This window comes from Mycobacterium lentiflavum (assembly GCF_022374895.2).
Taxonomy (GTDB): Bacteria; Actinomycetota; Actinomycetes; order Mycobacteriales; family Mycobacteriaceae; genus Mycobacterium; species Mycobacterium lentiflavum.
In genome coordinates this window covers 3,882,255-3,903,592 of record NZ_CP092423.2, presented here as the reverse complement: position 1 = coordinate 3,903,592, position 21,338 = coordinate 3,882,255, and the positions used below count along the sequence as shown (strand labels likewise).

General features: G+C 66.7%; 17 protein-coding genes. 10 read left to right on the top strand and 7 right to left on the bottom strand.

The annotated features are described in order from the left end of the window. The first annotated feature begins 167 nt into the window (after window positions 1-167). Together MJO58_RS18240 and MJO58_RS18235 are read left to right on the top strand one after the other, a co-directional pair. Complete coding sequence (locus tag MJO58_RS18240) at window positions 168-656, top strand: LppP/LprE family lipoprotein (RefSeq protein ID WP_434086245.1); 489 nt, start codon at window positions 168-170, stop codon at window positions 654-656. Between the two features lie 105 nt (window positions 657-761). Continuing rightward, window positions 762-2,168, top strand: a complete 1,407-nt coding sequence (locus MJO58_RS18235; protein WP_420845363.1) for a nitrate/nitrite transporter — start codon at window positions 762-764, stop codon at window positions 2,166-2,168. A gap of 9 nt (window positions 2,169-2,177) precedes the next feature. On the opposite strand, the gene MJO58_RS18230 is transcribed toward MJO58_RS18235, so the two are convergent. After that, the gene (locus MJO58_RS18230; RefSeq protein WP_239720373.1) at window positions 2,178-4,124 is read right to left on the bottom strand and encodes an acyl-CoA dehydrogenase family protein; all 1,947 of its coding nucleotides are present in this window, start codon (window positions 4,122-4,124) and stop codon (window positions 2,178-2,180) included. Window positions 4,125-4,313: 189 nt separating this feature from the next. On the opposite strand from MJO58_RS18230, the gene MJO58_RS18225 reads away from it, so the two are divergent. Beyond that, window positions 4,314-5,432, top strand: coding sequence for an esterase-like activity of phytase family protein (locus tag MJO58_RS18225; protein ID WP_239720371.1), 1,119 nt, complete (start codon window positions 4,314-4,316; stop codon window positions 5,430-5,432). Here MJO58_RS18225 and MJO58_RS18220 read toward each other — a convergent pair. Both MJO58_RS18220 and MJO58_RS18215 read right to left on the bottom strand, forming a co-directional pair. Further along, window positions 5,391-8,048: an ATP-binding cassette domain-containing protein gene (locus MJO58_RS18220; RefSeq protein WP_239723332.1), complete on the bottom strand. Its 2,658-nt coding sequence runs from the start codon at window positions 8,046-8,048 to the stop codon at window positions 5,391-5,393. The genes MJO58_RS18225 and MJO58_RS18220 overlap by 42 nt on opposite strands. Window positions 8,049-8,148: 100 nt before the next feature. Next, window positions 8,149-8,625, bottom strand: coding sequence for a MarR family winged helix-turn-helix transcriptional regulator (locus MJO58_RS18215; RefSeq protein WP_090603831.1), 477 nt, complete (start codon window positions 8,623-8,625; stop codon window positions 8,149-8,151). 202 nt (window positions 8,626-8,827) lie between these two features. On the opposite strand from MJO58_RS18215, the gene MJO58_RS18210 reads away from it, so the two are divergent. The 4 genes from MJO58_RS18210 to MJO58_RS18195 are packed head-to-tail and all read left to right on the top strand — an operon-like array spanning window position 8,828 to window position 13,917. Beyond that, a complete protein-coding gene (locus MJO58_RS18210; protein ID WP_090603829.1) occupies window positions 8,828-10,798 on the top strand; it encodes an ABC transporter ATP-binding protein in 1,971 nt (656 codons plus the stop codon). After that, on the top strand, window positions 10,795-11,652 hold the full coding sequence (locus MJO58_RS18205) for a CbiQ family ECF transporter T component (RefSeq protein ID WP_239720370.1): 858 nt from the start codon (window positions 10,795-10,797) through the stop codon (window positions 11,650-11,652). The genes MJO58_RS18210 and MJO58_RS18205 overlap by 4 nt, the downstream gene beginning before the upstream one ends. Before the next feature lie 23 nt (window positions 11,653-11,675). Further along, complete coding sequence (locus MJO58_RS18200) at window positions 11,676-12,128, top strand: SRPBCC family protein (RefSeq protein WP_239720368.1); 453 nt, start codon at window positions 11,676-11,678, stop codon at window positions 12,126-12,128. After that, complete coding sequence (locus MJO58_RS18195) at window positions 12,121-13,917, top strand: sulfatase-like hydrolase/transferase (RefSeq protein ID WP_239720366.1); 1,797 nt, start codon at window positions 12,121-12,123, stop codon at window positions 13,915-13,917. The genes MJO58_RS18200 and MJO58_RS18195 overlap by 8 nt, the downstream gene beginning before the upstream one ends. Window positions 13,918-14,076: 159 nt before the next feature. Here MJO58_RS18195 and MJO58_RS18190 read toward each other — a convergent pair whose 3' ends face one another. Further along, on the bottom strand, window positions 14,077-14,523 hold the full coding sequence (locus MJO58_RS18190; RefSeq protein WP_090603823.1) for an Rv2324 family transcriptional regulator: 447 nt from the start codon (window positions 14,521-14,523) through the stop codon (window positions 14,077-14,079). 122 nt (window positions 14,524-14,645) lie between these two features. On the opposite strand from MJO58_RS18190, the gene ddaH reads away from it, so the two are divergent. From ddaH to MJO58_RS18175, 3 genes are read left to right on the top strand one after another with little or no spacing between them, the layout of a single operon-like run. Beyond that, window positions 14,646-15,518, top strand: a complete 873-nt coding sequence (gene ddaH / locus MJO58_RS18185) for a dimethylargininase (RefSeq protein ID WP_090603821.1) — start codon at window positions 14,646-14,648, stop codon at window positions 15,516-15,518. Beyond that, window positions 15,515-16,747, top strand: coding sequence for an ornithine--oxo-acid transaminase (gene rocD, locus MJO58_RS18180; RefSeq protein WP_239720365.1), 1,233 nt, complete (start codon window positions 15,515-15,517; stop codon window positions 16,745-16,747). The genes ddaH and rocD overlap by 4 nt, the downstream gene beginning before the upstream one ends. 27 nt (window positions 16,748-16,774) lie before the next feature. After that, a complete protein-coding gene (locus MJO58_RS18175) occupies window positions 16,775-18,205 on the top strand; it encodes an APC family permease (protein WP_090603817.1) in 1,431 nt (476 codons plus the stop codon). Between the two features lie 70 nt (window positions 18,206-18,275). Here MJO58_RS18175 and MJO58_RS18170 read toward each other — a convergent pair whose 3' ends face one another. Genes MJO58_RS18170 through MJO58_RS18160 form a run of 3 tightly spaced genes read right to left on the bottom strand, consistent with a single transcriptional unit; the run spans window position 18,276 to window position 21,296 of the window. Then, window positions 18,276-19,613, bottom strand: a complete 1,338-nt coding sequence (locus MJO58_RS18170) for an ABC transporter substrate-binding protein (protein ID WP_239720363.1) — start codon at window positions 19,611-19,613, stop codon at window positions 18,276-18,278. Further along, window positions 19,610-20,434 (bottom strand): carbohydrate ABC transporter permease, encoded by an 825-nt coding sequence (locus MJO58_RS18165; protein ID WP_239720360.1) that lies wholly within the window; start codon window positions 20,432-20,434, stop codon window positions 19,610-19,612. Before MJO58_RS18165 ends, MJO58_RS18170 begins: the two co-directional genes overlap by 4 nt. Next, a complete protein-coding gene (locus tag MJO58_RS18160) occupies window positions 20,421-21,296 on the bottom strand; it encodes a carbohydrate ABC transporter permease (RefSeq protein ID WP_239720358.1) in 876 nt (291 codons plus the stop codon). The genes MJO58_RS18165 and MJO58_RS18160 overlap by 14 nt, the downstream gene beginning before the upstream one ends. Window positions 21,297-21,338: the final 42 nt, after the last annotated feature.

Genomic DNA, 21,338 nt, shown 5'->3' with positions numbered 1-21,338 from the left:
ACGCAAATGTGAGATGTCCGGGAAATCCACCGCCAAGCGCGTAGTCGCAGGTCAGCATTGATCCGCGATGGGGGCCAGATTACCCACGGATCCCTCGGAATTTCCCCTCAGAACAGGGGTTCCGACCAAACAAATGGCACATTCACAGTTTTCGCTAAGCTCACAATGTGCGTCGTCACTTTGTGATTTTTCTGGCTTTCTTGGCCGCGTCTTGCGGCGGAAAACCAGCGGCACCGCCGGCGTCGTCGCGAGCGGACACCTGCAAGGAGTCCGACGGGCCGAGCGCGGCGACCGTGCGTCAGGCAATCGCCGCTGTTCCCATCGAGGTTGCCGGCTCGAGTTGGGTCGAGATCGGTCGTGGGCACACCAAGAATTGCCGGTTGTACTGGGTGCAGATCATCCCGACCATTGCCAGCGAGTCGACTCCCCAGCAGCTGGTGTTCTTCGACCACGACAGGCCACTGGGTACACCGACGCCGAACCCCAAGCCGTACATCACCGTGTTGCCCGGCGGCGACAACGATGCGGTCACGGTTCAGTACCAATGGCAGACCGGGAACGAAGAGCCCTGTTGTCCCAAGGGAATCGGCACCGTTAAGTTCCACATCGGGCCCGACGGCACATTGCAAGCACTCGGCAAGATTCCGCACCAATAGGTCTACCGCACATCATGTTCCGACATTCCGCCACATTAGGTCTTGGTATCGAAGGGATTACCGTGCCCGAACGGGCAAGTCAACATGCTTCGAACGGTCAAGCGGGTGGTTAGGTCACGTCACCTCTCGCATTGGGACGCAGAAGATCTCGAAGCGTGGGAGGCGGGCGGCAAGACCATCGCCCGACGCAACCTGTTCTGGTCCGCGGTGATCGTGCACCTGGGTTATGCGATATGGGCGCTCTGGCCGGTGATGGCATTGTTCATGCCCCGGGACGTCTATGGCTTTTCCGCCGGCGACAAGCTGCTGCTCGGTGTCACCGCCACCCTGGTCGGGGCATGCCTGCGGCCGACGTACGCCGTGGCAACGGCGATCTTCGGTGGCCGCAACGTGGCCATGTTCTCGGCCTTCGTCCTGGTGGTCCCGGTCATCGGCGCCATGGTGTTGCTGGCTCATCCGGGGCTGCCGTTGTGGCCGTACCTGGTCTGCGCGGCCTTGTCCGGTATGGGCGGCGGCAATTTCGCGGCCTCGGCGAGCAACGCCAACTCCTTCTACCCACACCGGCTCAAGGGCGCGGCGCTGGGCGTCGCCGGTGGGATCGGCAATCTCGGCGTGCCGATGATCCAGATCGTCGGGCTGGTGGTCATCGCCGCCGCGGGCGACCGGCAGCCGTACTGGGTGTGCGGCCTGTACCTGGTGCTGTTGATGGTCGCGGGCATCGGCGCCACGTTCTTCATGAACAACGTCGCCCAGCACCGGGTGGAACCCGGCCGGTTGCGATCGATCCTGTCCGCGGTGCTTTCCACCCGCGACACCTGGCTGCTCTCGCTGCTCTATCTCGGCACCTTCGGGACGTTCATCGGGTTCTCGTTCGCTTTCGCCCAGGTACTGCAGACCAGCTTCGTGGCCGGCGGGCAAACCAACTCCCAGGCCGCGCTGCATGCCGCCGAACTGGCCTTCATCGGACCGCTGCTGGCCGCGGTATCCCGCATCTACGGCGGCCGGCTGGCCGACCGACTAGGCGGGGGCCGTGTCACATTCTTCGTGTTCGTCAGCATGGTTGTGGCCGCCGGGCTGCTGATCACGGTCGGCACCATCGAGGATCCGCACGCCGGGCCGGTCAGCCGTTCGGCGATGGCCGGCTACGTCACCTGCTTCATCACCTTGTTCACCTTGGCCGGGTTGGGCAATGGATCGGTCTACAAGATGATTCCGACCATCTTCGAAACGTGCGGCCGCAACCTGGATATGGACGAGGCCGCCCAGCGGCAGTGGTCCCGCGTGATCTCGGGCATCGTCATCGGTTTCGTCGCCGGCGCTGGGTCCTTGGGTGGTGTCGGGATCAACCTGGCGTTGCGCCAGTCCTACGTCAGCACCGGCACGATGACGTCGGCGTTCTGGGTCTTCCTGTCCGTTTACGTCGCCGCCGCACTGTTGACCTGGGTCAGATACGTGCGGCCGCTGAGCATTCCCGCAGGCGGCGGCCTAGCCGATGCGGTCGACGGCGGTTGAGCCGAGGGTTCAGTTCGTTTCGGGCAGGTTTTCCGGGTGCAGCATCTCGGCGTAGCGCAACGGCTCCGGTATGCCGAAGCCGTCAACCAGCGTCTTGGCATGCGGTCGCAGGGCCCGGCACCGATCGTTGATGCCCCTGGTCACCGCCTTGGCCCGGCCGGTCGACAGGTAGCCATGCTCGATATACCAGGCCTTGTCTTCTTCGATCACCGACAGCGCGTACAGGTCGCAGACGATCTCCAATAGCTCACGGGCCGCGTCGTTTTCGCAGGCGTCGATACCGGCGACGAATGCTTCCAACACGATCCGGTCGATGTGTGCGCTCGCGGCGTGCAGCACGTGATCCTGCACGGCGTTGAAGGCGTCGAACTCCGACATCTCCTTGGACTTGCCCTGGAGGCGACGCGCCACCGAAGACAGCAGGTATTCCTCGCGCTCTTCGAACATGTTCACCTGGGTGCCGCGGTTGAACAGACTGCCCTCTTCTTCGCTGTCCTGACGAGCGTCGACGATGGTTTGCATAATCGCTTCGGCCGCAGTACGTTTCATCACTCGTTCGCCAACGGTGTTGGCGGCGAACCGAACCCAGTCGACCGGGCTCATACTCTTGATGTCGTCGGCGTAGGCGGTCAGCAGTTCCTTGGCCACCAGTTGGGTCAGCACGTGGTTGTCGCCCTCGAAGGTGGTGAACACGTCGGTGTCGGCCCGCAGAGCGATCAGCCGGTTCTCGGCCATGTAGCCTGCGCCGCCACACGCTTCGCGCGCCTCCTGAATGGCGCGGCTGGCATGCCAGGTGTTGGCCGCCTTCAGGCCGGCGGCACGCGATTCCAGCTCGCGCTGCTCCTCGGCATCGGGAAAGTCCGACGTCTGCAGGTCGTGACACTTGGATACCAGCTCGTTCTGGGCGAACTGCAGCGCGTACGACTTGGCTATCAACGGGAATAGTCGCCGCTGGTGCACCAGGTAGTCCATGATCACGACTTCGGCCTCGTCGCCGGGTGCGCTGAACTGCCTGCGCTGCAACGCATATCGCGTGGCGATGTCCAACGCGACGCGAGCGGCGTTACCGGCACTGCCGCCGACCGTGACCCGGCCACGGATCAACGTGCCGATCATCGTGAAGAACCGGCGGTTCGCGTTGTCGATCGGGGAGCTGTAGGTGCCGTCTGCCGCGACGTCGCCATACTTGTTCAACAGGTTCACCCGCGGGACGCGGACATGGTCGAACATGATGCGGCCGTTGTCCACACCGGGCAGGCCGCCCTTGTAATGACAGTCCGACGTCGTCACCCCGGGCAGATCGTTGCCGTCGGCGTCGCGGATCGGCACCAGGACACAGTGCACGCCGTGGTTGACCGGCTCGCCGTCCTCGGTAGTGATCAGCTGCGCGAAAACTGCTGCGACCGTTGCGGTCTCGGCAGCCCCGCCGATGTAGTCCTTACGGGCAGTCGGGGTGGGGGAGTCGATGATGAACTCTTCGGTTTCCGCGTCGTAGGTCGCTGTTGTCTCTAGCGCCTGTACGTCGCTGCCGTGTCCGGTCTCCGTCATCGCGAAACAGCCGCGCAGCTCGAGGCTGATGACCTTCTTCACGTACGGCTCGTGATGGCGCTCGGTGCCCAGGTTTTCGACGGCCCCACCGAACAGGCCCCACTGCACCCCGGCCTTGACCATCAGGGACAGATCCGACATCGCCAGCATCTCGATCATCGTGATCGCCGCGCCGACGTCGCCGGTGCCACCGTGCTCCTTGCGGAATCCTTCGTCGGGGATGCCTGCGGCGGCGATGAGCTTCATTTGCTCGAACACCTTGGCACGAGCCAGGACCGTGTTCGGCGTGTAATGGGGCCGGAACTGATCCTGGCTTAGCCATTTGCGGGTCTCGTTCTTCGCGTCCCGGAAACGTCCGTCCAACGCGTCGCGCAGGTGCTCGGCAGTGTTCTTCGTATCTGGCGCCATACCCGACGGTAACCTGCCGCCGGCTGCGCGGGAACACCCGCAGGTGTCGATCGTGTGGCGCTGCGATCGGCGTTGCAGACCCGGCCGGATGCGATTAGATGACCTCATGTGCCAGCCCGACACCTCGTCCCAGCACCCGGCGTCAGACGTCGGGCTCCCGCTCGGTCTGCGTGCGGCGGCAGTCGCTTGATGCTGGCCCGGTTGCTCGCGGTTTTGGGGTTATGTCTTGCCTGGTTGCTCTCCGGCTGCGATGCGCGCCCTTCGGCTCCGCCGGGCCCGCCGCGGCCGGTGCTGGCGTATCTCGGCCAGGCACAGGTCGCCTTCGGCACGACTTTCGCGAACACCGTGATCGGCGGCTTGTCCGCACTCAGCTACGACCCGGAGCGCCGGCTCTACTACGTGATCAGCGACGACCGTTCGGAGAAAAACCCCGTTCGGTTCTACGCCGTGCAATTGTCATTGTCGGACAAGGGAATCGACGGGGCTAGCTTCACCGCTACCCACCCGCTGTTGGACCAGTCGGGCCAGCCTTTTCGGCCGCAGGCGCTGGACACCACGCCGCCGGTGGTTCCTCCCGACCCGGAGGGCATCGCGTTCGACCGCGTCCGGCAACAGTTGTATTGGAGTTCGGAAGGCGAGCGGCTGACCGAGGGCCCGGTGCTGCTGGACCCTTGGGTCAGGACCGCCGGACTCGACGGGGCCTATCTGGGTCAGTTCACCTTGCCGGTCAATCTGGCCATGTCCGCCCAGAAGACCGGGCCGCGGCGCAACCGGGCGCTCGAGGGTGTGACACTGACACCCGACGGCCGATCGGTGTTCGCCTCGATGGAGGACCCGGGCTACAACGACGGCCCCGAGACCGGCGACGGGCACCGGGTGTTGACCCGGTTCACGCAATTCGACGTCGCCACCGGGAACCCCATCGCCCAGTACGCCTACCCGATGGAGCCGCCCGCACCGCCGGCCGAGGAGAACGGGGTCTCGGATCTGGTCGCGCTGACGGATACGACGTTTCTGGTGATCGAGCGGACCGATTCAATGCCGCAGACCATCCGTGTCTACCGGGCCGGGATCGGTTCTGCCACAAACGTATTGGACATGCCGTCGATGACGAACGTGATGTTGACGCCGATGACGAAGTCGTTGGCCGTCGACATGACGACGACACCGGGCCTATGGCCGCTGGGCAACATCGAAGGCATCACCCTTGGACCGAAATTGGCCGATGGCCGTCAATCGGTCGTATTTGTGAGCGACAACAACTTCTCACCCAGGGGGATCACTCAGTTCCTGCTGTTCGCGATGTAGCGGCCGCGGACCGATTTCGCGGGCCGGCGGCCGAAGCCGGTACCGAGCAAAGCCGGCCCACAGCGCGCCGAAGCTGCCGAGCACAATGATGTCGAACATCCACCAGCCTGCATAGTGCGTCCAGACCAAAATGTCGGCGGCTTGGGCATCGACCCGGTGCAGGTCGACGGTCGAGGCGGATGCCGCGAAGCCCCACTGCGCCGGGACGAACCAGGAAATCTGGTCGTAGCCCCAGGTGCCCACCAATGTGATCAGGCCCCCCGCGAACAGCGCCGAGGCCAGGATCACCGGCACGACCAGTGGCAGAACCTCGCGCAGCGACTTGCCCAGCGTGGATAGCGCCAGGCCCACGATCGCCGAGACGATGGCCGTCAGCGCCACGCTGACATACAGCTCGGCAGTGGCGTTTTGCAGCAACACGGAGCCGCGGGTCGGCTGGCCCTTGGCGGCGACGACGATCGCGAACACGATGGCGGTCAGCGCGGCCGCGACCACGCTGAAGAAGACGATCTTGGCCGCCAGATACGCGGACGTCGAAAGCCCAACGGCTTGCTCGCGCCGGAAGACGCGCCGCTCACCAACCAGTTCCCGAATGGTCAGCGCGGTGCCCAGGATGACCGCGGCGATGTTGAGTGCGGCCAGGAGCTCGACGGCTTCATGCAGGTTGCGGCTCGTGGGGCCGGGGCGCCCCAGGCCGGAGTCGCCGGGAATCAGCAAGGCCAAGCCCGCCAACGCGAACGGCAGCGCCACGAAGAACAAGCTGTAAAGCGGGTCAGCGACCAGCAGTCGCAGTTGGCGGCGTGCGACCAACCAGGCCTGCCGCGTCAGGGTCGGCGTCCGCTGCGGTGGCCAGGGTGCCGCGACCTCGGGCGGTTCCGTCGGACCTTGGGTCGGTTGCCGTGCGCTGAACGCGCGGTGCGCCCCGTCGGGATCGGCGCTTACCCGCGCGAGAGCTTCGGACCAGTCCGCGGTACCCAGCGCGGCCTCGATCTGCGGGGGCGCTCCGGCGAAGGCCATCGTCCCGGCGGCCGTGAGCACCAGGACCTGGTCGCAGATGGTGAGGTGGGTCGGTGTCGTGGTGGTCACCACGACGACACAGCCAAGGTTGGCCTGACGCCGCAGCACCGCCATCACGTGATCTTCTTGCTCCTGATCAAGTCCGACGCCCGGCTCGTCGATCACAAGCAGGCTCGGCCGGGTGATCAGTTCGATCGCCACCGATGCGCACCGGCGTAGTTCCGGGGAGAGCTTGCCGATCCGGGTCGTGCGGTGCGACGTGAGCTCGACCTCTTCGAGCACCTGATCGACCACCCGGGCGCGATGCTCACTTGGGGTGTCGGGCGGCAGCCGCAGCTCGGCGGTGTAGCTCAGGGCTCGTTCGACGGTCAGCCGGCGGTGCACGGTTTCGTCGCGCCCAACGATCCCGATGCGGGTGCGCATCGAGTCGGGCTCGCCGTACACGTCGTGGCTGTCGACGGTGAGCTGTCCGGTGCTGGGCGCTCGGGTGCCGGCGAGGATTCCCAGCAGTGCCGAATTGCGGGCGGCCGATGGGCCGGTGACGGCGGTTAGCGTGCCCGGACATGCCGTGAATGACACGTCAGTGAGCACTTCGTGGCCGTCGGTGCTGAGGCCCAGCCGGTAGGCGTTGACGCCGACCGTGCGGGCACCGGTGGCCAGCGGCAGCCGATAGGTCGTGGTGGGCTCCTCGGTGCGGATGTTCGTGGTGACCTCGGCGGGACGGCTTGCGCGCAGCTTGCGGGTCGCGTCGGTCATCCGCTCGATCAGGCCACGGCCCCTGGCCTGTCCCCCCGGCGCGACGGTCTGCTCTCGCGGCGCGGCTGGCGGCGGTAATGGTGGCGGAGGCGGCCCGACCGGGGGCGGCAGTGGGGCGGGCGGCGCGGCCGGTGGTGGCGGCGCGGGTGGTGGTGGCGCGAGTGGCCCGACCGGGGGCGGCAGTGGGGCGGGCGGCGCGGCCGGTGGTGGCGGCGCGGGTGGCCCGACCGGGGCCGGCGGTGCCGGAGGGATGCGCTGCTCGACCGTCGGCTGTCGCGTCGGCCCGATCTGGATGCGCTGGGTTTCGCGCTGCGTCGGAATCGGCGGCGCGACGGACGGGGGCTGCTGCGGCAGTGGCGGCTGCGGCGGGGGCGACGTTGGTGGCCGCTGCCGTGGTGGGACGGGCGGTGGCTGCATCGGCGGCGCGACGGACTGGGACGACTGGGGCTGCTGTTGCGGCGGCGGCGGCGGTGGCGGCGGTGGCATTGGCGGACGCCGCACGGGCGGCGGCTGCGGCGCACGTTGCGGGGGACCGGACGGTGGCCCCGGTGGGTTGGCCGGCGAGCCGAGCCGGAACATCAGCCGGGGCCCGCGCTGGGGATCGCCGAGCGCGATCGCCAGGCCGTCGCGGATGTCGACCGTCGGCACCCGAACGCCGTCGACGAAAACACCGCTGCGGCTCCTATCGATCGCTACCCAGCGCGTTTCGGCAAAGCGCAGCACCAGATCGGGTTGCGGAATCGGCGGTGGCGGGGCGGCGAAGCCCAGGCGCTCCAGCGGGATGTCGCACCAGTCCCCGTACGCCACGACCACGTCGCGGCCCGGGACAAACACGTACCGCATCGAGCCGACGAAGACGGTGAGCGGTGAGGCTGGGAAGGCGGAAGCCACTGACTAAGTGTCTACCCGCGGCCGGTCGCTGCCCCACAAGGGGTGCGCGCCGTCACAGTGTGTTGCGGCGCGGCGTCGCTGCGGCATTGTCGAGCAGCCGGCGCAGCACCTGGACCGCCTCGGCGAGCACCTCGCGGTCGGCGGGCTCGAGCATCGCCAGCTGCGGTTCGATCGCGGCGGCACGGTCGGCGCGAACCGCGTTCAGGGTGCGTCGGCCTTCGGGGGTGATGCGGATCCGGACCGCACGAGCATCGCCGGGGTCGACAGTTCGGCTAACCAGTCCGGCGTCCTCGAGTCGACGCACCTGGGTGGTCATCGTGGGTTGAGAGCAGTGGTCGACGGCGGCAAGGTCGCCGATGCGCGCTTCTCCGTGCACCTCGACGGTCGCAAGCAGTCTGGCCTGCGCCGCGGGCAGCGGCATCTGGATGCGCTGCGTTGCCAGTCGGTTCAGCCGCGCGACCACAGCGAGCAAGTCTGCGCCCAGTCCCTGCTGCGGCGCGACGTTTGCGGTGTCGACGACGTTGTCCATGCATCCATGCTTGCATAGCTTTGCTATGCGAGACCAACCGCTGTCGCCCCGGCGCCCAGGAATCGTCACCGGCCAGCAAAGGGCCACTAACTGAGGGCGCCCGGTGTGTCGGCCTGGCACAATCGAGAAAGTGACCGCGCGCCCCCTTCGGCACAGTACGAGTGGACCGCTGCAGCCGAACGAATTAGCTCAGGCCGCGGTGATGGGGGCGCTCTGTTCGGTGACCGCAATCATCGCCGCGGTCATCCCGTTCGCTCAGGGCCTCGGCGTGCTGGGTACGGTGCCGATGGGGTTGCTCGCCTATCGCTTCCGTCCTCGGGTGCTGATCGCCTCGGCCGTCGCCGCGACGGTGATCGCATTCTTGGTCTCCGGATTGGGCAGTTCGGCGATGGTTGTCGACGCCGCCTGGGTCGGCGGGATTTGCGGCATCGTCAAACGCAAGGGCCGTGGCGTACCCACGGTGATCTTCTCGTCCCTGGTCGCGGGCTTGATCTGGGGTGCGGCCTGGGTCGGCGTGTTCGCGGTGCTAACTCGGTTGCGGCAGTTGATCTTTGGCGTACTGACCGCGAACGTCAACGGCGTCGCCGCATTCCTGCGCTGGATACACCTGCCGAATGTCGCCGAAACCATGAAGCGCTACGTCGCCGTGGGGCTGCAGTACTGGCCGTGGTTGGTGCTGCCCTATTTGGTTTTCGTGGTCGTGATTGTGACGCTGATCGGTTGGTCGGCGTTGTCTCGTCTGCTGGAACGGATGGGCGACATTCCCGATGTGCACAAATTGGATCCACCCGATGGTGAAGACCCGCACGATGACGGGATCGGACCGGTGCCAGTACGGCTGGACCGAGTGCGGTTCCGTTACCCCAACGCCGCTCAAGACGCACTGCGCGAAGTCAGCCTGGAGGTGCGAAGCGGGGAGCACGTCGCGATCACCGGCGCCAACGGCTCCGGCAAGACCACGCTGATGCTGATCCTGGCCGGCCGGCAACCGACATCGGGAACCGTGCAGCGCCCCGGCACGGTGGGTTTGGGCCGGCCCGGCGGCACCGCGCTTGTCTTGCAACACCCGAAGAGCCAGGTGCTGGGTTCCAGAGTCGCCGACGATGTGGTGTGGGGTTTGCCCCCGGATGCCAAGGTCGATGTGAGCCGGTTGCTGCGTGAGGTCGGCCTCGAGGAACTCGCCGAAAGCGACACCTCGAGTTTGTCCGGCGGCCAGCTGCAGCGCCTGGCGCTGGCCGGGGCGCTTGCCCGGGAGCCCGCCCTGCTGATCGCCGACGAGGTCACCTCGATGATCGATCAGCAGGGCCGCGACGCCTTGCTGGGCGTCATGTCGGGCCTCACCAAACGGCACCGGACTGCCCTGGTGCACATCACCCACTTCGACAACGAGGCCGCGTCCGCCGACCGCACGATCAATCTCGTTGAATCCTCGGACAACACCGCCGCGGTGGGCAGCGCGGACGCGCCGGTGTCGAGTCACGATGTGCGGCAACGGCATAACGCGGGAACGATCGAGCTGCTCGGCGTCGGGCACGAATATGCCAGTGGCACACCGTGGGCCAAGACCGCGTTGCGCGACATCAACTTTGTCGCCGAGCAGGGTGACGGTGTCCTGATCCACGGCGATAACGGCTCGGGCAAGTCGACGCTGGGGTGGATCATGGCCGGATTGACCATCCCTACCACCGGCTCCTGCCTGATCGACGGCGAGCCCACCCACGAGCACGTCGGCGAGGTAGCGTTGGCATTCCAGTCGGCCCGCCTGCAATTGATGCGCAGTCACGTCAACCTGGAAGTGGCTTCGGCGGCCGGCTTTTCACACGAAGACGAAGACCGTGTCGCCGCGGTATTGGGTTTGGTCGGGTTGCAGCCCGCGTTGGCCCAACGGCGCATCGACCAGCTCAGCGGTGGCCAGATGCGGCGCGTGGTGCTGGCCGGACTCTTGGCGCGATCGCCGCGAGCGCTGATTCTCGACGAGCCGCTGGCGGGATTGGACGTCGCCAGTCAACGCGGCCTGCTGACGCTCCTGGAGCGCTTGCGCCGCGAGCAGGGCCTGACGCTGGTGGTCATTTCGCACGACAGCATCGGCATGGAAGGGATTTGCCCGCGCATGTTGCATTTGCGCGACGGTGTGCTGGAAACGGTGCCGACCACGACGGGCGGTGTGGCATGACCGAGACCGAGTCACCCGCCGCCAAAGGGCAGACCAAGCGCCAGCCACGTCCGGTGGTGCTGTTGGTTCCGGTGCCCGGCAATACCGTCATGCACCGGCTGTGGGCCGGCACCAAACTGCTCGTCGTCGTCGGCACCGCAGTGCTGCTGACCTTCTATCCGGGTTGGGTGACCATCGGACTGCTCGGCGCCCTGACGGTGGCTGCGGTGTGGCTTGCCCACATCCCACATGGCGCCCTGCCTTCGGTACCGCGCTGGCTGTGGCTGGTGATCGGGTTCGGCTTTGTGACCGCCGCGCTCGCCGGCGGTAGCCCCGTGATTTCGGTCGGCGGGCTGCACGTCGCCCTGGGCGGATCACTGCACTTCATGCGGATGACCGCGCTGACGATCTTGCTGATCGCTCTGGGCGCGATCGTCTCCTGGACGACCAATGTCGCCGAAATCGGCCCCGCACTAGCAACTTTGGGCCGCCCGTTCAAGATATTCCGGATTCCGGTCGACGAATGGGCCGCCGCGTTGGCGCTCGCGTTGCGCGCCTTCCCGATGCTGATCGAGGAATTCCAGGTGCTCTACGCCGCCCGCCGGTTGCGTCCGAAGGAGGTGCCTCCCAGTCGCCGGGCGCGGCGCAAGCAACAGGGCCGGGAGCTGATCGACCTGCTCGCGACGGCGATGGTCGTGACGTTGCGGCGCGCCGACGAGATGGGCGACGCGATCACCGCTCGCGGCGGTGCGGGTCAACTGTCGGCATCTCCGGCCCGGCCGAAACTGGCGGACTGGGTGACGCTGGCCCTCTTTTTCGCGGCGGGGGCCGCCTCGGTGGTGATCGAGACAATGCTGCATACCACCCCGATTTGAGGCTCGTCGCGTAGCGTAAGCGCGTGGCCGACATCCAGCGCACTCGTATCATTGCCGCTCGCGTGCAAGAAGTCTGGAATGTCCTGGCGGACTTCGGCGCCATCGTTTCCTGGGCCGACAACGTCGACCACTCGTGCATCTTGTCTTCGGGGGCCGACGGAGCACCGATCGGCACCACGAGACGAGTCCAGGTCCGACGCGACACCCTGGTCGAGCGCATCACCGAGTTCGACCCGCCGCACGCGCTGGCCTACGACATCGAGGGCCTGCCCCGGTTGCTGGGCCGGGTGGCCAACCGCTGGACGCTCGCGGCGCGCTCGCGCGATTCGACCGTGGTGACGCTGACCAGCACGGTCGAGATCGGGCCTTGGCCGCCGCAACAGCTTGCCGAGCGTGTCGTGTGTCAAGTCCTTGCACGACAGTCCGATTCGATGCTCGCCGGCCTTGCGAACCGATTGGAGAATGTGCGTGTCTGATCGCCCCGACATCGTCATCCTGATGACCGACGAGGAACGTGCGGTCCCGCCGTACGAAACGCCGGGCGTGCTGGCGTGGCGCGACCGAATACTGACGGGCCGCAAGTGGTTCGACGACCACGGCGTCAGTTTCGGCCGCCACTACACTGGCTCGCTTGCCTGCGTGCCCAGCCGCCCGACCATTTTCACCGGGCAGTACCCGGACTTGCATGGTGTCACCCAGACCGACGGCATCGGGAAGACGGCAGACGATTCCCGGATGCGCTGGCTTCGCCCGGGCGAGGTGCCCACCCTCGGCAACTGGTTTCGCGCGGCGGGATACGACACCCACTACGACGGCAAGTGGCACATCTCGCACGCGGATCTCGAAGACCCGGACACCGGCCGTTCCCTGGCGACCAACGACGACGAAGGCGTCGTCGACCCGGTCGCGGTGCAACGCTACCTCGACGCGGATCCGCTTGGGCCGTATGGCTTTTCCGGATGGGTCGGCCCGGAGCCGCACGGCGCGCTGCTGGGCAATGCCGGGATTCGCCGCGATCCGCTGATCGCCGATCGCGTGGTCGCGTGGCTCACCGACCGTTACGCGCGCCGCCGCGCCGGCGACCCGTCCGCGCTGCGCCCGTTCCTGCTGGTGGCCAGCTTCGTCAACCCGCACGACATCGTGCTGTTCCCGCTGTGGTCGCGCCGCAGCCCGGTCAAGCCGTCGCCGCTGGACCCGCCACCGGTCGCGGCGGCGCCCACCGCCGACGAAGACCTGTCGACCAAGCCTGCCGCGCAAATCGCCTTCCGCGAGGCCTACTACTCCGGCTACGGTCCGGCGCCCGCGATCGACCGGACCTACGAGCGCGGCGCGCAGCGCTACCGCGACCTTTACTACCGCCTGCACGCCGAGGTGGACGGCCCGATCGACCGCGTCAGACGGGCCGTCACCGAAGGTGGTTCGGACGACGCCGTTTTGGTGCGCACCGCCGATCACGGCGATCTGCTCGGCGCCCACGGCGGGCTGCATCAAAAATGGTTCAACCTCTACGACGAGGCCACCCGAGTTCCGTTCGTCATCGCCCGCATCGGTGCGCGCGCGACGCAGCCCCGGGTGGTCACGTCGCCCACATCGCATGTCGACCTGGTCCCGACGCTGCTCGGCGCCGCCGGCGTCGATATCGCGGAAGCCGCTGCCACACTGGCGGAGTCGTTCTCCGAGGTCCATGAACTGCCGGGCCGCGATCTGATGCCTGTCGTCGACGGCGCACCCGCCGACGACACCCGGGCCGTCTACCTGATGACCCGCGACAACATGCTCGAAGGGGATAGCGGCGCATCGGGTCTGGCGCGGCGGCTGAAGCAGACGGTCAATCCGCCTGCGCCCCTGCGTATCCGGGTCCCGGCGCACACCGCGTCGAATTTCGAGGGCCTGGTTGTCCGGGTTGAGGAGGCCGGCGGCGACGGGCACCTGTGGAAGCTGGTTCGCACCTTCGACGACCCGGGAACCTGGACCGAGCCGGGTGTCCGCCATCTGGCGGCCAATGGCATTGGGGGAGAGGCATATCGGACGTCTCCGCTCGACGATCAGTGGGAACTCTACGACCTCACCGCCGACCCGATCGAAGCAATCAACCGCTGGACGGATCCCGATCTGCACGACCTGCGGCAGCATCTGCGGATGCAGCTCAAGCAGGCCCGGGCGAGTTCGGTGCCGGAACGAAATCAGCCCTGGCCCTATGCAACTCGCCGGCCGGCGGCTCGGCCCGCGCGGCGGCGGATGCTGACGTTCAAGCCGCGAGCCTAACGCCACGCTGAGTCCGCGGCTGAAACCGCCAGCGTTGCGTCAGGGCGAAAAATCCGCCGAAATCCCGCCCCGGTACAACACTCGCGGGCGTGGCGCAACACTCGCGGCCCCGGTGCAACACTCGCAGACGCGAGCAACACGCGCGAGCGCCGGCGCTCGCTAGGTTCGCATTCGGTCAATCAGGTTTGACAGCACCACGATGCTCTCGCTGCGTTCGATGTCGGCACTCTCCCGGATGCGTTCGAGCGCCGACTCCAGGTGGCGCATATCGCGGGCGAGCACATGCAGGATCGCGTCGGACGTACCGGTCACCGTCGCGGCGCTGACGACCTCGGGCATCTCCACCCACGCCGCCCGCAGCTGATCGGGCGCGATCGTGCCGTGGCAGTACACCTGCACATAGGCTTCGGTGTTCCAGCCCAGCGCATTGCGGTCGACGATGGTGGTGAAGCCCCTGATCACGCCGTTATCGAGCATGCGGTCAACGCGACGTTTCACCGCCGGCGCGGACAAATTCACCTTCTCGCCGATCTCGGCGAAGGTAGCCCGCGCATGCTCGGTGAGCTCGGTGAGGATGCGCTCGTCGGTGTCATCCAGGCGGTCCATCGCCCCCCATTTCAAGCCTGCGCAATAAATCGCTGTCTCAACCACTCTAGCGCAATAAATCGTTCATAGACACGCAATAATCGGCGTTTGATTGTGCACTAGCGTCTAAATACCCTTTATCTATGACGGATTACTACGTCGCCGACCCGGCCCCGCACGCCCGGCCCGAGGCATGGCAAGACGCCGCCATCAAGCGAACGGCTCAGACTCGTCGGTACGCGATGACGCCGCCGACCTACTTCGCGGTCGAGTACGCGATCAACCCGTGGATGGACACCAGTGCGCCCGTGGACGTCGTCGTCGCACGCGCGCAGTGGGAAGTCCTTCGGCAGACCTATCTCGGGCTCGGCCATCGCGTGGACATCGTCGAGCCGGTATTAGGTTTGCCCGATATGGTCTACGCCGCCAATGGCGGGTTCGTCGCCGGTGACGTCGCCGTCGTCGCCCGATTCCGCTACGAAGAGCGGGCCGCCGAGGCGGTGGCTTATGGCGAGTGGATGTCATCGATGGGCTACCAGCCAGTCACGACCCGCCACATCAACGAGGGGCAGGGTGACCTGCTGCTCGTCGGGGAAATGGTGTTGGCGGGCTTCGGCTTTCGCACCGACCGGCGCGCCCATGCCGAGATCTCGGCGGCACTGCGCATGCCGGTGGTCTCCCTCGAGTTGGTGGACCCGCGGTTCTATCACCTCGATACCGCTCTGGCCGTCCTTGACGATCACACGATCGCCTACTATCCGCCGGCGTTCAGCGCAGCGGCACAGGAGCAACTGCACGCGCTGTTTCCCGACGCTATCGTGGTGGGAAGCGCGGACGCCTACGTGCTTGGCCTCAACGTGGTGTCAGACGGCCTGCATGTCGTGTTTCCTTGCGCCGCAACGAGTTTCGCCGCACAGTTGCGGGAAACGGGCTTCGAGCCCGTCGGCGTTGACCTTTCCGAGCTGCTCAAGGGGGGCGGTTCAGTCAAGTGCTGCACATTGGAGGTGTTTGAATGACGATCCTCGACCACCCGACTTCGTTGGCCGGCAACGACGCGATATCGCTCGTCGAAGAATATGCAGCACACAACTATTCGCCGCTGCCCGTGGTCGCCGCCAGCGCCGAGGGCGCCTGGATCACCGATGTCGACGGTCGGCGTTACCTGGATTGCCTGGCCGCGTACTCGGCGGTCAACTTCGGCCACCGCAACCCGGAGATCACCGCGACCGCGCACGCCCAGCTGGACACCGTCACGCTGGTCAGCCGCGCATTCCACGCCGCGAACCTGGGGCCGTTCTGCGCCGGGCTCGCTCGGTTGTGCGGCAAAGACATGGTGCTGCCGATGAACTCGGGCGCCGAAGCCGTCGAGAGTGGCCTCAAGGTCGCGCGCAAGTGGGGCGAAGACGTCAAGGGCGTGCCCGAGGGCCGCGCGAACATCGTGGTGGCCGAGAACAATTTCCACGGCCGCACGATCAGCATCGTCAGCTTCTCCTCGGACCCGACGGCGCGGGGTGGCTTCGGTCCGTTTACCCCCGGCTTCCGTGCGGTGCCCTTCGGTGACGTCTCGGCGTTGGCCGACGCGGTCGACGAGAACACCGTTGCGGTGCTGCTCGAACCGATCCAGGGCGAGGCCGGCATCGTCGTCCCGCCCGACGACTACCTACCGGCCGTTCGTGCGCTGTGCACCCAACGCAACGTGCTGATGATCGCCGACGAGATCCAGTCGGGCCTCGCGCGCACCGGCTACACGTTCGCCTGCGACCGGTGGGGCGTCGTGCCCGACGTCTACCTGCTCGGCAAGGCGCTGGGCGGCGGCATCGTTGCGCTGTCGGCGGTGGTCGCAAACCGCGACATCCTCGGCGTGCTGCACCCGGGCGAGCACGGCTCGACGTTCGGGGGCAACCCGCTGGCCGCCGCGATCGGCACCACGGTGGTCGCCATGCTGGGACGGGGCGAATTCCAGGCCCGCTCGGCCGAATTGGGCGCGCACCTGCACGGGCGGTTGCGGGACCTGATCGGCGACGGTGTGATCGCGGTGCGTGGCTTCGGCCTATGGGCCGGCGTCGACATCGAGCCCACCCTGGCAACCGGCAAGGAGATCAGCCTGCGCCTGGCCGAGCGCGGTGTGTTGGTCAAAGACACCCACGGTTCGACGCTGCGGTTCGCGCCACCGCTGGTGATTACCGAGCAGGAGATCGACTGGGCCGTCGACCAGTTCGCTGGGGTATTGCGAGAGGCTGCATAATCAGCTGATCCAGCATGAGGGGGGCATTTGCCAGCCAGCTCGATCAGTCTGAGCCAACAGATGCTACGGCGCCGCCCGGTGATCGACGCGCCCGTCGCGCATGGGACCGCGGTACACCTCAAACGCGGCATTACCGCGTTCCAACTGACCATGTTCGGGGTCGGCTCGACGATCGGCACCGGCATTTTCTTCGTGCTCTCGCAAGCGGTCCCGGAAGCCGGACCGTCGGTGATCGTCTCGTTCATCATCGCGGGCATCGCGGCCGGCCTCGCCGCCATCTGCTACGCCGAATTGGCATCGGCGGTACCGGTTTCGGGATCGTCGTATTCATACGCGTACGCGACGCTGGGTGAGGTCGTCGCGATGGCGGTCGCGGCCTGCCTGCTGCTCGAATACGGAGTCGCCACGGCCGCGGTCTCGGTGGGCTGGAGTGGCTACGTCAACAAGCTGCTGCACAACTTGTTCGGCTTCGAGCTGCCGCATGCGTTGTCGGAGGCACCCTGGGATTCGGACCCCGGCTACGTGAATCTGCCGGCGATCATCCTGGTCGCCATGTGTGCGGTATTGCTGATCCGCGGCGCCAGCGAATCGGCGCGGGTCAACGCGATCATGGTGATGATCAAGCTGGGTGTGCTGGGCATGTTCGCGATCATCGCGTTCACGGCTTTCGACGCCAATCAGCTCAAGGACTTTGCCCCATTCGGCGCTGCGGGCGTCGGCTCGGCGGCGGGCACGATCTTCTTCTCGTACATCGGCCTGGACGCGGTGTCGACGGCCGGCGAGGAGGTAAAGGACCCGCAGAAGACCATGCCGCGCGCCCTGATCGCGGCGCTCGCGATCGTCACCGCCGTCTACGTCCTCGTCGCGCTCGCCGCGCTGGGTACCCAGCCGTGGCAGGCCTTCGCCGGGCAAGAGGACGCCGGACTGGCCACCATCCTGGACAACGTGACACACCACGGCTGGGCCAGCACGATTCTGTGCGCGGGCGCGGTGATCTCGATCTTCACCGTCACGCTGATCACGATGTACGGCCAGACCCGCATCTTGTACGCGATGGGCCGCGACGGGCTGCTGCCCTCGAGGTTCGCGTCGATCAACAGGCGCACGCTGACTCCGGTGTGGAACACGACGATCGTCGCCATCGCCGCCGGAACGCTGGGTGGCCTCGTCCCGCTGGACAAGCTGGCGGACATGGTGTCCATCGGGACGCTGACCGCGTTCATCGTCGTCGCGGTCGGCGTGATCATCCTGCGGGTGCGCGAACCGGACCTGCCGCGCGCGTTCAAAGTGCCCTTCTACCCTGTCACACCGGTACTTTCGGTGCTGGCCTGCGGATACATCCTGGCCAGCCTGCACTGGTACACCTGGATCGCATTCAGTGGCTGGATCTTCCTGGCGTTGATCTTCTACTTCGTGTGGGGCCGCCACCACAGCGCGCTCAACAGTGCCTCGTCGTGATCGCCGAGTGTCACGCCAGCGTGGCTGTGACCGTCGAGCGTCACGTTAGCGTGACGGCCGGCGAAGCCGACTAACGTTGGGCGGCGGCATTGGCCGCCGCCTGGGCCTGCGCGAGTGTGGTCGCGACATCGCCGCGGCCCAGGAACATCTCGTCGAAATAGCCTTGCAGCGCGGCGTCTCCGGCGGCGAAGCCCGGACCGCCCGGAGCCGGAATGCGCGGGCCGTCCAGGACGGAGAAGAAGGGTTGGACGTCGACGCCGTGCGCCGCCCAGTATGTGAAGTAGCCCTGCTGAGCCGAACGCACCGCGGGAATCGCCGCGCCCTGATCGCCCAGATAGGCATTGCCCTCGCTGCTGCCCATCCAGGCCAGCACCTGACGCACGGCATCGGGATGCTTGGTGGCCGAATTCCCCGCTGCGGCAATGCCGTTGGTGACACTGATCCGGCCCGCGGGCCCGATCGGCAGCATCGCGATGCCCCAGCGGAATCGGGCGTCGCGCGCGATCGCCGCGAGGTTGTAGGTGCCGGATTGGAACAACGCCATCCGTCCGGCCAGGAACTGGTTACGGGAGAAGTCACCGTTGGTGTTGGTGTCCGACGCCGGTGGCGCGACGTGGTCGTTGTTGATCAGAGCGACCACGTAGCGGAAGGCCGCGACGGCCTCGGGGTTGTCGAACGCGAACTCGTCGCCGCGCTGGAACACCCCGCCCGCCGAGCCGATGTAGTTGAGGTAGATCGCCTGTGCGTCGTTGGCCGCGTTGTAGCCCCACTGTCGAATCCGCCCGGGATCGAAACCTGGTGTACCCGCTGCCTTTCCGTCGGCATCGATGGTGAGGCGGGCGGCCGTAGGGCGCAGGGTGTCGTCGCCGTTGGGATCCCACCGCAGGCTGTTCAGCTGACCGGGATCGATGTCCGCGGCGGCGAGCAGGTCCGCGTTGTAGTACACCGCGATACCGCCGTCCGTCAGCTGCGGCACACCCCACAGCGAGCCGTTGCGGGTGAACTGGTCGACGACCGCGGGTTCCCAGCCCGAAATCGTCTCCGGGTTAACGGTTTTGCTGATATTCAGTAAGCGGCCGTTGTCGGCGTAGCGGGCGAAATAGGCGTTGGACAGCCAGAAGATGTCGTCGGCGCTGCCGCCCGCGACGTCGGTGCGCAGCGTGGTGAAGTACGTCGCGTAGGCCACCAGGTCGACGCGCACTTCGATATCGGGATGCGTGCGGTTGAATTCGGCGAACGACTGCCGGTAGGCGTCGGCGATCGGGCTGCCCCAGACCCGTACCCGCACCACGATCTTGTTGCCGTGCGGTTCGCCGGAATAGTTCAGCAGCAAGGCGACTGCGGCCAGCAGCACCGCGACCAGTCCGAGCGCACCGGCGGCCAGGGTGGAAGAGCGGGGCCGGTTCACTTAACCCCCGACAGGACGATCGAGGAGACGATGTGTCGCTGGGAGGCGATGAACAGCAGGGCCAGCGGGACGATCGCGATCGTGGTCGCGGCCATCACCAGCGTCCACTGCGCATTGAATCGGGACTGCAGTTCCGCGGTCGCCACGGTGAGCACCCGCCACTTGTGACCGCTGGTGATCACCAACGGCCACATGAAGTTGTTCCATTGCGAGACCACGGTGATCAGCGTCAGCGTCGCCAGCACCGGGCGACTGGACGGAACGACGACGTGGGTGATGACGTCGAGGGTGTTGGCGCCGTCGAGGCGTGCGGCGTTGATCAAGTCGTGGGGGATGAGGCGAAAGTGCTCGCGCAGCAAGAAGATCGCGTAAGGGGAGCCGAACATGAACGGCAGCACCAACGCCCAGAACGTGTTGCGCAGTCCCGCCTCGGCCATCATCAGATACAGCGGCACCACGGTGACCGTCCCGGGCACCATCAAGGTCGCGATGTACACCCAGAACAACACATCACGTCCCGGGAATTCCAGGTGCGCAAACGCGTAGCCGGCCAGCACCGAGAAGGTCAGCTGGCCGACCAGGATCACCGCCGTCATCAACGCCGTCACCGCCGCGGCGCGGCCGAATCCGGCACCGGCCAGGTCGCCGTAGTTGGACAGGGTGGGTGGGTGGGGCAGCTGCAGCGGGGTGCCCGTCGCGAACTGGTGTGCCGAGGTGAACGAGGTCAGCAGGCCAAGTGCGAAGGGCAGCAACGTGATCAGCGCACCGACGGTCATGCCGGCGTAGATCAGCGCGTTCGCGACGCGACTAGACGAGGTCATAGGTGATCCGTCGCCGGAAATACAGATGCTGAACGATCGTGATGCCGACCAGGATCACGAACAGCACCACCGCCATCACCGACGCCCGGCCGATGGCCGCCGAACCGAACGCCTCGGCGTAGATGCGGTGCGCCACCAGGTCGGTGCTGCCGCCCGGCCCGCCGTCGGTCAACGCGTACACGGTGTCGAAAACCTGCGCCGTGCTGACAATCCCGGTCACCAACACGAAGAACATCGTCGGGCGCAGCATCGGCAGGGTGATGCGCCAGAACCGCTGCCACGCGTTGGCGCCGTCAGTGCGCGCGGCGGCATGAATGTCGTTAGGGATGGCCAGCAGTCCGGCCAGGAAGGACAGCGAGTTATAGCCCACGTTCATCCAGACGACGACCGCCGACACCAGGGGCAACGCGAAGGTGGGGTCGGAAAGCCATTCGATGCTGTGGCCCAGCAGCGTCGCGATCGCGCCGTCGGTGGGCGCCAGGATCCAGCGCCACAACACGGCGATGGCCAGCGGCGCGCAGATCCACGGCAGCACGAACACCGTCCGGAAGAAGCCGGTGCCCGGAAGCAGCCGGGCCAGCATCGCGGCGGCCGCCAACCCCAGCACGGTCTGCGTCGGGACCACGATCACCACGAAGATCGCCGTGACGAACAGCGAGTGCCCGAAGTCGTCGTCGGTCAGCACCGAGCGCCAGTTCTCCAGGCCCACGAACCGCAGCGGACCCAGCAGATCCCACCGGTACAGGCTGAGCCAGATCACCACGAGGATGGGCAGCAGCAGGAAGGTGACGACACCGAACAGGCTCGGCGCCAGCAGCCCATAGGCCAACACGCGGGATCGCGGCTGACTCCGGCTGGCCATGCAGCTAATTAAAGCGGGCACCGCCGGGGTTTGGAGTGCACA